The sequence below is a fragment of the Paenibacillus sp. GM2FR genome (genome assembly GCF_002803325.1).
GTDB lineage: Bacteria > Bacillota > Bacilli > Paenibacillales > Paenibacillaceae > Paenibacillus_AQ > Paenibacillus_AQ lautus.
The window spans coordinates 1-13,780 of sequence record NZ_MKZM01000009.1 but is presented as its reverse complement, the minus strand read 5'-3'; the positions used below and the strand labels follow the sequence as shown (position 1 = coordinate 13,780).

Annotated in this window: 12 protein-coding genes, 8 tRNA genes and 1 rRNA gene; all 21 read right to left on the bottom strand. The window is 50.0% G+C overall.

Annotated elements, in window-relative coordinates:
* Positions 1 to 36 precede the first annotated feature (36 nt).
* Positions 37 to 645 (bottom strand): imidazole glycerol phosphate synthase subunit HisH, encoded by a 609-nt coding sequence (gene hisH / locus PAEVO_RS21205; protein WP_100539540.1) that lies wholly within the window; start codon positions 643 to 645, stop codon positions 37 to 39.
* A 3-nt stretch (positions 646 to 648) separates the two neighbouring features.
* Entirely contained in the window at positions 649 to 1,254 is a 606-nt protein-coding gene (hisB, locus tag PAEVO_RS21200; RefSeq protein ID WP_009595657.1) for an imidazoleglycerol-phosphate dehydratase HisB, read from the bottom strand.
* 61 nt (positions 1,255 to 1,315) lie between these two features.
* Positions 1,316 to 2,599, bottom strand: coding sequence for a histidinol dehydrogenase (gene hisD / locus PAEVO_RS21195; RefSeq protein ID WP_100539539.1), 1,284 nt, complete (start codon positions 2,597 to 2,599; stop codon positions 1,316 to 1,318).
* A gap of 125 nt (positions 2,600 to 2,724) precedes the next feature.
* Entirely contained in the window at positions 2,725 to 3,372 is a 648-nt protein-coding gene (gene hisG / locus PAEVO_RS21190) for an ATP phosphoribosyltransferase (RefSeq protein ID WP_100539538.1), read from the bottom strand.
* A 53-nt stretch (positions 3,373 to 3,425) separates the two neighbouring features.
* Complete coding sequence (locus PAEVO_RS21185; RefSeq protein WP_100539537.1) at positions 3,426 to 4,619, bottom strand: ATP phosphoribosyltransferase regulatory subunit; 1,194 nt, start codon at positions 4,617 to 4,619, stop codon at positions 3,426 to 3,428.
* 338 nt (positions 4,620 to 4,957) lie between these two features.
* Complete coding sequence (locus PAEVO_RS21180; protein WP_100539536.1) at positions 4,958 to 6,184, bottom strand: acyltransferase; 1,227 nt, start codon at positions 6,182 to 6,184, stop codon at positions 4,958 to 4,960.
* A 181-nt stretch (positions 6,185 to 6,365) separates the two neighbouring features.
* Positions 6,366 to 6,872 (bottom strand): acyltransferase, encoded by a 507-nt coding sequence (locus tag PAEVO_RS21175; protein ID WP_100539535.1) that lies wholly within the window; start codon positions 6,870 to 6,872, stop codon positions 6,366 to 6,368.
* 13 nt (positions 6,873 to 6,885) lie between these two features.
* The gene (gene ppaX, locus PAEVO_RS21170) at positions 6,886 to 7,536 is read right to left on the bottom strand and encodes a pyrophosphatase PpaX (RefSeq protein WP_100539534.1); all 651 of its coding nucleotides are present in this window, start codon (positions 7,534 to 7,536) and stop codon (positions 6,886 to 6,888) included.
* Positions 7,537 to 7,543: 7 nt separating this feature from the next.
* Complete coding sequence (gene lgt / locus PAEVO_RS21165; RefSeq protein ID WP_100539533.1) at positions 7,544 to 8,671, bottom strand: prolipoprotein diacylglyceryl transferase; 1,128 nt, start codon at positions 8,669 to 8,671, stop codon at positions 7,544 to 7,546.
* A gap of 20 nt (positions 8,672 to 8,691) precedes the next feature.
* Entirely contained in the window at positions 8,692 to 9,630 is a 939-nt protein-coding gene (gene hprK, locus PAEVO_RS21160) for an HPr(Ser) kinase/phosphatase (RefSeq protein ID WP_071219440.1), read from the bottom strand.
* 547 nt (positions 9,631 to 10,177) lie between these two features.
* The gene (locus tag PAEVO_RS21155) at positions 10,178 to 11,302 is read right to left on the bottom strand and encodes an ABC transporter ATP-binding protein (RefSeq protein WP_100539532.1); all 1,125 of its coding nucleotides are present in this window, start codon (positions 11,300 to 11,302) and stop codon (positions 10,178 to 10,180) included.
* Positions 11,303 to 11,410: 108 nt separating this feature from the next.
* The gene (locus PAEVO_RS21150) at positions 11,411 to 12,631 is read right to left on the bottom strand and encodes a PucR family transcriptional regulator (protein WP_243390885.1); all 1,221 of its coding nucleotides are present in this window, start codon (positions 12,629 to 12,631) and stop codon (positions 11,411 to 11,413) included.
* A 139-nt stretch (positions 12,632 to 12,770) separates the two neighbouring features.
* A tRNA-Lys gene (locus tag PAEVO_RS21145) sits at positions 12,771 to 12,843 on the bottom strand.
* A gap of 7 nt (positions 12,844 to 12,850) precedes the next feature.
* Positions 12,851 to 12,936, bottom strand: a tRNA-Tyr gene (locus tag PAEVO_RS21140).
* 12 nt (positions 12,937 to 12,948) lie between these two features.
* A tRNA-Phe gene (locus tag PAEVO_RS21135) sits at positions 12,949 to 13,021 on the bottom strand.
* 75 nt (positions 13,022 to 13,096) lie between these two features.
* Positions 13,097 to 13,173, bottom strand: a tRNA-Asp gene (locus PAEVO_RS21130).
* A 13-nt stretch (positions 13,174 to 13,186) separates the two neighbouring features.
* Positions 13,187 to 13,262: transfer RNA gene (locus PAEVO_RS21125), tRNA-Thr, on the bottom strand.
* A 25-nt stretch (positions 13,263 to 13,287) separates the two neighbouring features.
* Positions 13,288 to 13,363: transfer RNA gene (locus tag PAEVO_RS21120), tRNA-Val, on the bottom strand.
* A 9-nt stretch (positions 13,364 to 13,372) separates the two neighbouring features.
* Positions 13,373 to 13,449 (bottom strand) — tRNA-Met (locus tag PAEVO_RS21115).
* A 32-nt stretch (positions 13,450 to 13,481) separates the two neighbouring features.
* A tRNA-Ser gene (locus PAEVO_RS21110) sits at positions 13,482 to 13,573 on the bottom strand.
* A gap of 80 nt (positions 13,574 to 13,653) precedes the next feature.
* A 23S ribosomal RNA gene (locus PAEVO_RS21105) occupies positions 13,654 to 13,780 on the bottom strand; the annotation flags it as partial.

The window sequence follows — 13,780 nt, the reverse complement described above, 5'->3', positions numbered from 1 at the left end:
CTGGTCTATTTGATCGCCTTACATTTACGTTAAAGCCTATGTTAAAGCTAAAAAATTCCGAAGCAGGCTCATCCCAAGCTCCCCGCTCTTCTCGGGATGGAACTGCATGCCGTACACCGAACCACGGCCCACGATGGCCGTCACTGGCTGACCGTAATCGGTAACCGCCAGCAAATCAGCCTGAACCTCAGGAAGAACATGATACGAGTGGACAAAATACACATGACCTTCCTCAAGCCCCGCAAACAGCGGATGCTCCCGCTTCTCGAACTGCAACGAATTCCAGCCCATATGCGGCACCTTGTAGTCACCACCCGCAAACCGTACAACCGATCCGGGCAAAATATCCAGTCCTTCATACTTGCCATGCTCCTCGCTTCGGCTGAACAGGAGCTGCATGCCGAGGCAAATCCCCAGCAGCGGCTTCCCCGATTCCGCAGCTTCCTTCATGACCGAGTCCAGCGAGGTTTCGCGCAGCTGCTCCATGGCATCTCCGAACGCGCCGACCCCGGGCAGAATGATGCCGTCCGCCGCCAGAATCTCCTCACGCTCCCCCGTCAGAAGCGGCTTATATCCAAGCCGCTCCACTGCTTTACTGACGCTGTGCAGATTGCCCATGCCGTAATCCACGATTGCAATGGCCATCGATTAGAGCACTCCCTTCGTGGATGGCACGCCGGTCACTCGCGGATCCACGGTAGTCGCCTCATCCAATGCACGGCCGAGCGCCTTAAACACCGCTTCAATCATATGGTGGGTATTGTGTCCGTAATGAACGATGACATGCAGCGTGATCCGGGCTTCCAGCGCCAACTTCCACAGAAATTCATGGACAAGCTCGGTATGAAAAGAGCCTACCTGCTGCGAAGGATACTCGGCCCGATACTCAAAATGCGGGCGGTTGCTGATATCCACAATGACTTGAGCAAGCGCCTCGTCCATCGGTACAAACACGCTGGCATACCGCTTGATCCCTTTTTTATCGCCCAGCGCTTCCCGGAACGTCTGCCCCAGGCAAATCCCGATATCCTCCACCGTGTGGTGGTCATCGATCTCGATATCGCCTTTCGCCTTGACGCGAAGATCGAACTGGCCATGCTTCGTAAACAAGTCAAGCATATGATTCAGAAACGGCACATCGGTCTCCAATTCCGAAATCCCGGTTCCATCGACATTGAAATCCAGGGCAATGTCGGTCTCATTGGTTTTGCGGCTCACGCCGGCTGATCTTGCTGCTGCATCCAAACTGCTCACGTTGATTGCCTCCTCTAAACGTATCTAGTATGCACGAATCATTCAAGTTCCTCTTTGATGCTTAACGCTCCTGTTCAAGCCGAATCTCGATCGCCCGGGCATGGCCTTCAAGCCCTTCGCGCCGGGCCAGCTCCATAATCTGCTCGCCGTCGCGCAGCAAGGCCTCCTTGCTGTAGTAGATCAAACTCGATTTCTTAATGAAATCGTCCAGATCAACCGGCGATGCGAACCGTGCCGTCCCATTCGTCGGGATGATATGATTCGGTCCTGCAAAATAATCGCCTACCGGCTCCGAGCTGTATGGCCCCAGGAAGATTGCACCCGCGTTCTCGATCTGGCCCACAATCGCCATCGGCTCCTCCGTCACGATTTCCAGATGTTCTGGCGCCAAACGGTTAATAACCTCGATCCCTTCTCTAAGGGATTCCGTTATGATCACCGCACCGTAAGTGTCAACGGAAGCTCGGGCGATGTCGCGCCGCGGCAGCAGCTCAAGCTGCCGCTCCACTTCAGTGGCAACCGCCTCGCCCAGCTTGCGCGAAGGCGTCACGAGAATGGCGGATGCCATTTCGTCATGCTCTGCTTGGGAGAGCAAATCCGCCGCAATATACGAAGCATCTGCGCTGTCATCGGCCAATACCGCAATCTCGCTCGGACCAGCCAGGCTGTCAATATTGACCGCCCCGTACACTTCTCGCTTAGCCAGCGCAACGTAAATATTGCCGGGACCGCAGATTTTATCGACGGGGGAAATGGTCTCCGTGCCGTAGGCCAAAGCTGCAATCGCTTGAGCTCCTCCTACGCGGTAGATCTCCGTAACGCCCGCTTCGGCCGCAGCGACCAGGATATAGGGGTTAATCCCATCCTTCCCACCGGTAGCCGGAGGGGTGACCATGACAATCTCGGGCACGCCTGCCACTTGCGCCGGGATCACGTTCATCAGCACGGACGAAGGATAGGCTGCTTTTCCACCGGGTACATATACACCCACGCGCTTCAACGGACGAATGATTTGTCCTAAGATGCTACCATCCGGCTGTAGATCCATCCAGGAATTTCGCTTCTGCTTCACATGGAAAGCCCGAATATTATCCGCCGCGGCCTGAATCGCCTTCACGAACGAGGGCTCCACATGTTCATAAGCCGCTTTGAGCTCTTCTTCCGTAACTCGAAGCTGATCTGCGGTCAGACGGACACGGTCCAATTGCTCGGTATGCCGCAGCAAGGCAGCATCTCCTTCAGACCGAATATCCCGCACGATCGCCTTCACGACTTCATTCTGCTCTGGTGTGCCGTAATCATTTTCCCGTTTTAGCTGAAAGTCCCGTGCTGATACAACCTTCACCTTAATCTCCCCCAATCCCGCTGCTTGCATCACATCTTGTTTCGATACACGCTTAGCGTTTCTTACGAATCGTCAATCTATTTGTCCGATCTATCCATGCACATCTTTGTTTATACCTTCATTTCTTATCGCTGTATATCGGCTCCCTCAGACATAATGACCGTTTGCAGCCGATCGCACAATGCCTGAATTTCATCATTCTTCATCCGATAGCTGACACGATTGGCAATCAGGCGACTTGTAATTTCAAAAATGCTGGTCATCTCTATAAGTCCGTTCTCCTTGAGCGTTTGGCCCGTTTCCACCATATCCACGATCCGGTCCGCCAAACCGATTAGCGGTGCAAGCTCGATCGAACCGTTCAGCTTAACCACTTCAACCTGCTGGCCTTGTTCACGGAAATATTGTGATGCCACGTTCGGATATTTGGTGGCAACCCGCTGACGTATGCCCGGCTTCCAGTCCGGCAAGCCGATAACCGACATCCTGCACCGCGCAATGCCGAGATCCAGCAGCTCATATACGTCTTTGTTCTCTTCCATCAGCACATCCTTGCCAACGATTCCGATATCCGCGACACCGTATTCCACATAAGTCGGCACATCCACCGGCTTCGCCAGAATAAATTCCATTCCTGCCTCCGGCAAGGGAATGACCAGCTTGCGCGTCTCATCCACATCGAGGGGAATCGGAAGTCCGGCTGAACGGAACAGCGCGGATGCTTTTTTATAAATACGCCCTTTGGGCATCGCTACTTTCAACGTTTCCGCCACGTTCACATCCTCCTGACCTTAACCTATATAAAATAGAGTGATATATCAGCGTTCTATTGAAGGGTAATGATCTCCCGATAGCCTCGATTAAGCAGACTGCCGGATACAACGGGTACCCCCGCATCGCTGACACTCGCGGAGTCCGGCATGATCGAGGTGATGACGGTATGGCCCTGTGCCCGCAATTCTGATGCTTTTGCCAATCCCTCTTTGCGATAGGAGGCCGTGTACCGGATCAGAATAGGCAGCTCCTCCGCAATCTCTTCCCCTTGCACCCCATCCAGAATGCGATTGGTCTTGAGTGCAAAGCCGGTTGCCGGAACCGCACGGCCAAACTGCTGCAGAAGCTTGTCGTAACGACCACCGCTTGCGACGGGCGAGCCCAGTTCGGCAGCATATCCCTCGAACGTCATTCCCGTGTAATAGGAGAAGTCGCCGAGCATCGTCAGATCAAACAGAACATGTCTGGAGACGCCGTATGCCTCCAGCACCTCCCATACTCTGCACAGGTGCTCAATAGAAGCTCTTGCGAGATCGTTGCTGCTAATCTCAAGTGCTTGCCCGGCAATCTCCCTGCCCCCGCGCAGCTTTAGGATTCCCTCCAGTTGGTTCTGCTGTGACTCCGTAAGGCGCAGACTGGCAATGGTATTTCTGTATCCGACATAGTCGCGGTTCAGCAGATCCTGCTTCAGGCTCTCTTGATCCTCCGTACGCTCAGGCAGCACCTCCTGGAGAAGGCCATTAAGATAACCCATATGTCCCATCGCGATTTTGAATTTCTCCACGCCTGCCGCCTTCAGGGATTCGATGGCCAGCGCAATCACCTCGGCATCCGCCTCCGGCGTATCATCGCCTACAAGCTCGACGCCGGTCTGGAAGAACTCAGCCTCCCGGCCTGCTTCCTCTTCGATTGCGCGAAACACATTTGCATGGTAAGACAAACGCACCGGCAGCGGCTCATCCTTCAGCAGCGACGACATAACCCGTGCTATGGGAGCGGTCAGATCGGACCGCAGCACCATCGTCGTCCCGCGTTTATTCAATAATTTAAACAGTTTTTGGTCCGACGTAGAACTTGCCACGCCTACCGTATCGTAATATTCCATCGTTGGTGTCATAATCTGCCGGTAACCCCAGCGGTCCATGCATGCAAGCACTTCGCGTTCAATCCGACGCAGCTTGGTGACCGCATGAGGGAGATAATCACGAACACCTGCCGGTTTCTCGAAGCCTTTCGGTTTAGACATGACGCTCCACCTCAAATTCAGTAAAGTCTTTAATATGGTAAAGTGGTACCTTGCTAATAAATTAAAGGATATTGGCTATATTACCATGAACCCAGCCTGATCGTCAATGCATCAGGGATGCGTTCTGCTTATGTATCGTTCTCAGTTGTCATCCAGCCTAGCCGCCAAAAAATCCGCTTCACTTCTGGGTATAATTGTAACACAAGAACATGCTGGAGTGGCTTGCTTGTCTATGGATGAACTTTGCTATGTGCATGCGGCATAATAAAAAAAGCCGCCCGGCAGCCGGGCGGCTTTGCTTCATGATGATAGAAAAGAAAAAGGTATGCCTGCTTTGGTTATAGATCAACTGATTTCTTGCTGTCGCCTGCAACGGTGTCTTTTCTCTGCGATGGTGCTTTCGGTGCTTTGGATGATGGCTTCAATGATCGTGGAACGCTGCCAAGCAGCATCCAGGAGCCTGGAATCCACCGGAACACCGTTTGTACCACCAGTGCGCTGACAATGAGCGCAGTTACCATGCCGCCATATATCCAGATGAGATAGTCATCGGTTACCGGATTCAGCTTGAGATCGTACTCCCGATACAGGAACAGCCAAAGAGGATGCACCAGATAGATCGCGAAGGACAGCTCGCCAATACGTGTCAGAACCCTTACGATGAGTTTCCAACCGCTGTTGTACAGCCAGCTGGCCAGCTGCATCAGCACAATCGCGGAGAAAACCGTGTGCAGATTCCACAACAGCTCGTACAACAGGGAATCGTATTTGGCACCGTGCAATCTCTGATTGTACCAAATCTGCACATGCGTTAGCGCCATCGCGAGCCAGCCGGCCCATAACACGATCGTACCTGCTCTTTGACCTGAAGTTTGCTTTTTCCAGGATGATGTTAGCCAGCCCTTGAACTTGTCATAATTCATCGCCAGATAAGCACCCAGCATATAGTAGGCTAAATACGAGATGGCCAAGCTTCCTTTAAACGTGTAGTGCAGCTCGTATTTATTCCAAATGATAAAGCCCCATTGCAGCAGGAACCCGATGGGAACCGCCCACCGTACAAGAAACCGTGACGATTTGAACAGCTTAAGGAAAATCGGGAACAGGATATAGAACTGCAAACTGATAAATACAAAATATAAGTGCGTGTAGTTCTGTCCCCGAATTAAACGTTCAAAGAAAATCGGCATCTGTGCCCATAGATCAAATGAGCTGTTGAGCAACCCGTTCTGATACATTCGCACAAAGAAATAGATAATCGAGAACAACACATAAGGCAGCAAAATATACAAGAGCCGCCGTTTGTAGAAGTTTTTGATCAGATCCTTGGTCAGTGGCCGGTCTGCATAGTTATAGAACAGCACAAAACTGCTTAGGAATATAAACGAGGGTGTACCGTATTTAAAGAAAATATTCAAAAAATTAATAATATAATAGAATCGCGAATCAATCGCATCAACCGTTGCAAATGAAGTCGCATGAACGTGAAGCACGCCCAGGATGGCCAGCGCACGATAAATATCGAGCTGCGGGAGCCTTTCCTTTTTGTTCAGCGTTGCACTCATGTCAGGCGTCGCCTCCTTGATTTCAAGTATTTTCATAGAGCCAGTGTTTAAGGATAGGCGGGCAAAAAAGTCCCTCAAGGCTATCATACCCAGGGGACTATGGAATCACTTTGTGTCATGTTATCCTCTACTCATTCTACAATAATTCAGGCAGATTGAGAACCTAACTTGTCACATTACCTCAAATTGACTCACTTTCCGTCGATGTCCTTTTCAGCTCTCGCAATGGATTGCCGCCTACAAAAACACCCGGTGCCACATCTTTATGTACGACAGACCCTGCAGCAACAACCGCTCCATCTCCGATCGTTACGCCAGGCAAAATCGTGGTGTTCGCACCGATGAGCACGTTCTCCCCGATCCGCACTTCACCCAAACGATATTCCTTTATTAAATACTCATGAGCAAGAATCGTTGTATTGTAGCCGATGACCGAATTCTCGCCGATGGATATTTTCTCCGGAAAAAACACATCCACCATGACCATCAATCCAAACGCGGTATGCTTCCCCACCTTCATCCCGAGCATATGGCGGTATATCCAGTTCTTCAAGGGCAGGATAGGACAATAGCGGGCCAACTGGATAAAGATGAAGTTCTTGACGCCCTTGATCGGGCTCACGGTGCGGTAGATTTGCCATAACGCGTTGGGCCCTTCTACAGGATAACGGGTAATCTTTCTGGCCATGCTGCCAAAACTCCTATTCCTCTTGAAGTCCTACGATTTCATACAGGTCTTTCATATCCCTTAAAACATAATCCGGACCATACTCCATCAGCTTCTGCTCACCCTTCAGGGACCAAGCTACAGCGGCGGCCTTCACGCCCGCCGCCTTGGCAGATTGAATGTCAACCGGGCTGTCCCCGATCATCAATGTCGTAGCCGGATTGGCGCCCAGCCGCTCAATCGCCGTCAGAACGGGCTCAGGATGCGGCTTCGGATGCTCGACGTCGTTCACCGTAACAATCGCCGACATGAAACGCTCCAGATCGTACTTTTCCAAAGTCATCATCGTGGAAGGACGGATCTTCGTGGTTACAATTCCCAGCGAAAGCCCGTGACGATGAAGACGCTCCACGACTTCATTTACATGGGGGAACAGTCTCACCATCTCATCATGATGAAGCGTGTTGAAGGAGCGGTAGGCTTTGACAAGCGGACTAACATCCTCGACGCCTCCCGAGAACGCCTGCAGCTGCTGTTCCAGCGTGGTTCCCATATGTGGAATGATCTGCTCCCTGGTTAACGGCCCCGGGGCCTGAGCCTCGAAGACATGCAGAAACGACGAGATAATCAATTCATTCGTATCGATAATGGTTCCGTCCAAATCAAACAGTACGGTTTCGATCATGCTGCAACTACTCCTTTTTGTCCTCCGTATCCGGTTTTATTGCCGGAGTATCTTCTACTCGGGACGGTTTGTCTTCCGTCTCCTGGGTTAGAGAGCTTTTATCAGCCGTCTCTTCTGGATCTGCTGCCGGTTTGTCCTGCTTAGCAGGTGCCTGCGCGGATGGCTTCACGGCTTTATTGGTCTGAAGGTCCGCTTCAGGCGTAGGGCCTGCTCCGGTCTTCATTGACACGATCGGGTCCAAATACCGCACATTGGCGCGACCTGTCACGCGGCGTACAATGATCAGTACGATGCCTCCAATGACAATCAACACGGACAGCAGCTGGGAGATCCTAATATTGCCGTAAGCCGGATCCAGATGGCCCAGTTCAAAGCCCATCCAAGTCATCGGTGCCCATAACGTATTGTTAATGAAGTCGGCAAGTCCGGTTGCGCCTTGGAACGCCAAACTGTCCGTGCGCACCGCTTCAATGAAGAATCGGCCGATGGAATACCAGATGAAATATCCGATGAAAAGTTCGCCTGCGCGCAGGAATTTCTGTCTGCGGAGGATAAGCAGTATGACAATACCCACCAAGTTCCATAAGGATTCATATAAGAAGGTAGGATGATGGAATACGCCTTGTATATTCATTTGATTGACGATGAAATCAGGCAGGTGCAGTTGTCCGCGTAAAAAGGACTCGCTTACAGGACCGCCATAAGCCTCCTGGTTAACGAAGTTCCCCCAGCGTCCAATGATCTGGCCGGCCAACAGGGACGGAGCACAGATGTCAGCAATCCGCCAGAACGAATAGCCTTTGCGGCGAACATAGATCAACGCACAGATAATGGCACCAATAAGTGCACCGAATATGGCAATCCCGCCGTTCCATATTTTGAACACATCCAGGAAGTTGTCTTTATAGTCTTCCCATTTAAAAGCTACATAATAAATACGCGCACCAATGATAGCGGAAGGAACGCCAAGCAGGAGCAAATCCATGAAAAATTCTTGCGGAATGCCAAAACGCTTCCCCTCGCGTATGGCCAGTAACAGGCCCGCCAAAGCACCCAAACCCAGAATCAAGCCATACCAATGAACACGCAGCGATCCGATGGAGAACGCCACCGGATCGATGAGCAATGTTTGCATCTTTTATAACCTCCCTAGTCCTAGTCCAAATCGTCCATATCTTCAGCGATCGTAGCTGTCAGTTTGTTCGTAAACTGCAGTGCAGCATTCAGTCCCATTTGTTTCAATCTGTAGTTCATAGCTGCCACTTCAATAATAACCGCAAGGTTACGTCCTGGACGAACCGGAATGGTGACCAGAGGGATGTCTGTCTCGATAATTCGTGTTGTCTCTTCATCTAACCCCAGACGATCATACTGTTTATCCTGCTGCCAGGCTTCCAATCGAACAACAAGCGTAATCCGTTTATTGTTCCGAACGGCTCCTGCACCGAATAAAGTCATCACGTTAATAATACCGACTCCGCGAATCTCCAGAAGATGGCGAATGAGCTCCGGCGCCGTTCCGTGAAGCTGAAAATCCGATGTCTGACGTATCTCCACCGCATCGTCCGCAATTAGTCGGTGTCCGCGTTTGACGAGCTCCAGTGCCGTCTCGCTTTTCCCGATACCGCTTGAGCCTGTTATCAGCATCCCTACGCCATAAACATCACACAATACCCCGTGGATGGTTGTAGTTGGTGCAAGTTTGCGCTCCAGGAAGCTTGTGAATCGGCTTGTCAGAATGGTTGTCGCCATGCTGCTGCGCAGTACAGGCAAACCTCTCTCATTCCCGAGTTCCACCAGTTCTTCCGGTACTTCCAAGGAACGTGTTACCACGATGCAAGGTGTTTCTTCCGTGCACAGGCTGCGCATCCGCTCTTTCCGCTCTTCCGGCTTCAGCATTCCGAAGAAAGCCAACTCCGTGCGCCCCATTAGCTGAACCCGTTCCCGCGGATGGTATTCAAAATAACCGGCCATTTCCAATCCCGGGCGATTCAGATCGTCCGTTGTAATCTGACGTTTCAAGCCTTCCTCACCTGCGATGACCTCCAGCTGAAACTGCTGGACCAGCTCGGATACCTTCACTTTCTTGGCCATGGTCTTACCCCTCTTCTTCCATTGTATGTTGACATCACAACGCAACCGTCACCACGGCTCGTCTTATGATGATATATTTCATGATTCGGTTATGTCCTTCTACAAAACAATGCTTCACATGCCGTACAGCCGTTTGTTACTTAGCATGAAATACGCTTCAACATCCCATGTGATCCATACTTATGTATCCCTTGCTTTGTGCTTATCTTATCGAAAAAAGCCAATGAATGCAATTCTCTTCGACTATTCGCTAGGGACATTAGGCTCATATCGGGGTGAACCGACGCTACAGTTACGTACTATAACTTGAATAATATAAATGTAATGTTTTATTACGAAAGGCATTATTAACTCTATTCTTTTCCCGCCTCCGGGTTTACTGCTTTAATAATCTGCTATTCTATTGAATATATTTACTACCTTCTGCGTAAAGCGCCTTACACCTTCTTTAGGGGTGAATACGAATACTACCTTGATTTATGTCTTTTGCTCCTAAAAAAACCGCCCCTTGAGGGGGCGGTTTCCAAGAGATCCCGATTGCTGAAGATTAGTCTTCGAGCAATACGTTCAATTCAGACTCTTTATCAAAGATATGAACTTTGTTCATGTCGAGTGCCAATTTCACATTGTCGCCTTCACGAGTAGTCGAACGTCCGTCTACACGGCCGATAACCGTATCGGTGCCCAAACCGCTCAGGTACAAGAGCATTTCGTGACCAAGGTTCTCGGTTACGTCAACTTTTGCAGTGAAGATTGTGTTCGGAGAAGCTTCCAGGAAGACTGGCTCTTCATGAATATCTTCCGGACGAACACCCATGATTACTTCTTTGCCAATCATGGATTTATTTTTGAGCAATTGTGCTTTACCGCCTGGTACTTGAACGTTCAAGCCCTGGGAAGTGAAGTATACGCCACCGTTTTGCTCGGACAATTTACCGTTGATGAAGTTCATGGTTGGGGAACCGATGAAACCAGCAACGAACAGGTTGTTCGGATTGTTGTACAGTTGCTCTGGGGAATCCGCTTGTTGAATAATGCCGTCCTGCATAACAACGATACGGTCACCCATCGTCATAGCTTCTGTTTGGTCATGCGTTACATAGATACAAGTGGTTTCAAGACGCTTAACCAGCTTTGTAATTTCGGCACGCATCTGACCGCGGAGTTTCGCATCCAAGTTGGAAAGCGGCTCATCCATCAAGAAGACTTGTGGATCACGGACAATCGCACGACCCAAGGCAACACGCTGACGCTGACCACCGGACAGAGCTTTTGGTTTGCGCTCCAGCAAATGCTCGATATCCAGGATTCTCGCTGCTTCACGTACACGTTTATCGATTTCGTCTTTCTTCACTTTACGGAGTTTCAAACCGAATGCCATGTTCTGATATACGTTCATATGTGGATACAAGGCGTAGGATTGGAATACCATCGCGATGTCGCGATCTTTAGGTGCTACATCGTTAACAACGCGGTCGCCAATGTAAAGTTTACCCTCAGAAATTTCCTCAAGACCTGCGATCATACGCAGTGTTGTGGACTTACCGCAACCGGAAGGACCTACCAATACCAAGAATTCTTTATCTTTAATATCCAGATTAACGTCAATTACAGTTGCTTTATCCGCACCTGCATACTTTTTGTAAATATGCTCTAAGCGTACACCAGCCATGTGCATTTGCCCCCTCATATGAATGTTATGAAATCGAATACAATTAATTTATAATCTTATATTACCCCATAGGCACCTGACTTGCTATACACAATCTGCACAAAAAACCTATTTCCTTTTCGTCACTTTATACAATAGAAGCGTTATTTTTACTAAAACCGCATCACTGAAGCTGCGAACATCAAGCCCCGTCTCCTGTTTGATCTTATCCAAGCGGTACAGCAGCGTGTTACGGTGGATATACAGGTGCTTGGCCGTCTCACTCACGTTACAATCCAATTCGAAAAAAGACTCCAGCGTTGACAAGGTCTCACTATCCTCGAATAAATCGGTATGTCCGGCAGCGTACTCTCGCAGGAATTGATTGCGCTGGTACTCGGGAATGCTATAGACCAGACGCTCCAGATGAAGTCCAGTCGACAGATGGATGTGTTCCTTCACCTGGAATGTACGGCCGATGGTCATGGTCTCTCTTAACATGCTAACGGTCTGTGGCAGAGCATGGAGAGCATTAACTGCCGGTATCGCGGAGATATGGAAATCCCCCACCCATTCCGTTGAGATAAGCTCGTAGAGCCCCATACAGAATAAGGAGAGTAAATCCTGATCGCCTTCTGCCGGAGTATCCTCTTTATCATCGGTCGTTATACCGTCCAGCAATTCTTGGTCGGCTAGAATAATCCATTCTTTATCAAGCAGTGGCACCAAAATGATGTCCCCGTCAAAATAGCTTCGCAACAACCGATGCAGCGCCTTATAACTTGGAGTGGGAGCATGCTCACTCTCATGAATAAGAAGAAAGGGAACCATGTCCTCCGTCAAGCTTGTCCGAATCAACAGTTCCTCTGGTAACTCCGCTAGCAGTTCACCGGCCTGCAGGCGTTCCTTTAACCAACCACCCAACTGTTGGGCGCGCCGTTCTTCTTCTACCTTACCGGCATTCTTTGACGTTAACCCTGGCGTCGTATCCTGAAGGCTGGACAATAGCAGAGTTATAAGCCCAATCTCCGACTCCGTCAAAGTACCTTGATCCGCTACGATTACCCGGCGAGGATCCTGTTGATTCACCGGAATCCAAATCTCACCGAGATCCTTGTGTACATAGATGCCTTGAACCCTTCGTGATTTCTGTGAGGTTCCATTACGGTTACTCGATCCCTGGGCTCCTTCCTCATGAACAATCCGATCACCGAATTGCGGTGAGGTCGCCATTGATTGTGTTAACCATGCTGCTTCCTGATCATTCAATGTTTTTAAACCGAGTGAGGTACCCAAGGTCTGCTCTAGTTTCTGAACGATGTGCTCCATCTCCACCATTGATGACTCCACCACTTTATCGTTTTTTCTTATTTTAGCATAACACCCTGTACAAACGACAATGCCTTCTCTCTATATCCACCTACATTGGGGAAAAACAGCTTAAAAACAACACAAAAAGAGCCGTCAACGTTGTTGACGACTCTTCGGATGAGCCATGAAGGACTCGAACCTTCGACACCCTGATTAAAAGTCAGGTGCTCTACCAACTGAGCTAATGGCTCTTATTACTGGTGGAGGATGATGGATTCGAACCACCGAACTCGGACGAGAACAGATTTACAGTCTGCTGCGTTTGGCCACTTCGCTAATCCTCCAGGATATAAAGGTGGCTCGGGACGGAATCGAACCGCCGACACGAGGATTTTCAGTCCTCTGCTCTACCGACTGAGCTACCGAGCCTTACATAAAAATAAAGCACGGATTCCCACTTTAATCTGTGGAAAACCGACCATTTTTATTCCTTAAAATTAATAATGGCGGAACTGACGGGATTCGAACCCGCGATCTCCTGCGTGACAGGCAGGCATGTTAGGCCTCTACACCACAGTTCCACATTATTAAAAATGGTGCCGGCGAGAGGACTTGAACCCCCAACCTACTGATTACAAGTCAGTTGCTCTACCAATTGAGCTACACCGGCATGGTAAGGTGATAAAAATAGTACATGGTGGAGGCTGAGGGGATCGAACCCCCGACCCTCTGCTTGTAAGGCAGATGCTCTCCCAGCTGAGCTAAGCCTCCAGGTATGTATGGTAGCGGCGGAGGGGATCGAACCCCCGACCTCACGGGTATGAACCGTACGCTCTAGCCAGCTGAGCTACACCGCCATATAAACCTATTTGCGTTCAAGTTATTCAAATGGCGGAGAGAGAGGGATTCGAACCCTCGCACCGCTTACGCAGTCTAACCCCTTAGCAGAGGGTCCCCTTATAGCCACTTGGGTATCTCTCCATCATAACTTGTATGCAGTTACAGAGATTGATTCCCTGAAAACTAGATACGAAACGAAATTTGCAGCACATTGAAATATGTTGGATAAGCCCTCGACCGATTAGTATTGGTCAGCTCCATGCATTGCTGCACTTCCACCTCCAACCTATCTACCTCGTCGTCTTCAAGGGGTCTTACTAGTTGGGAAATCTCATCTTGAGGGGGGCT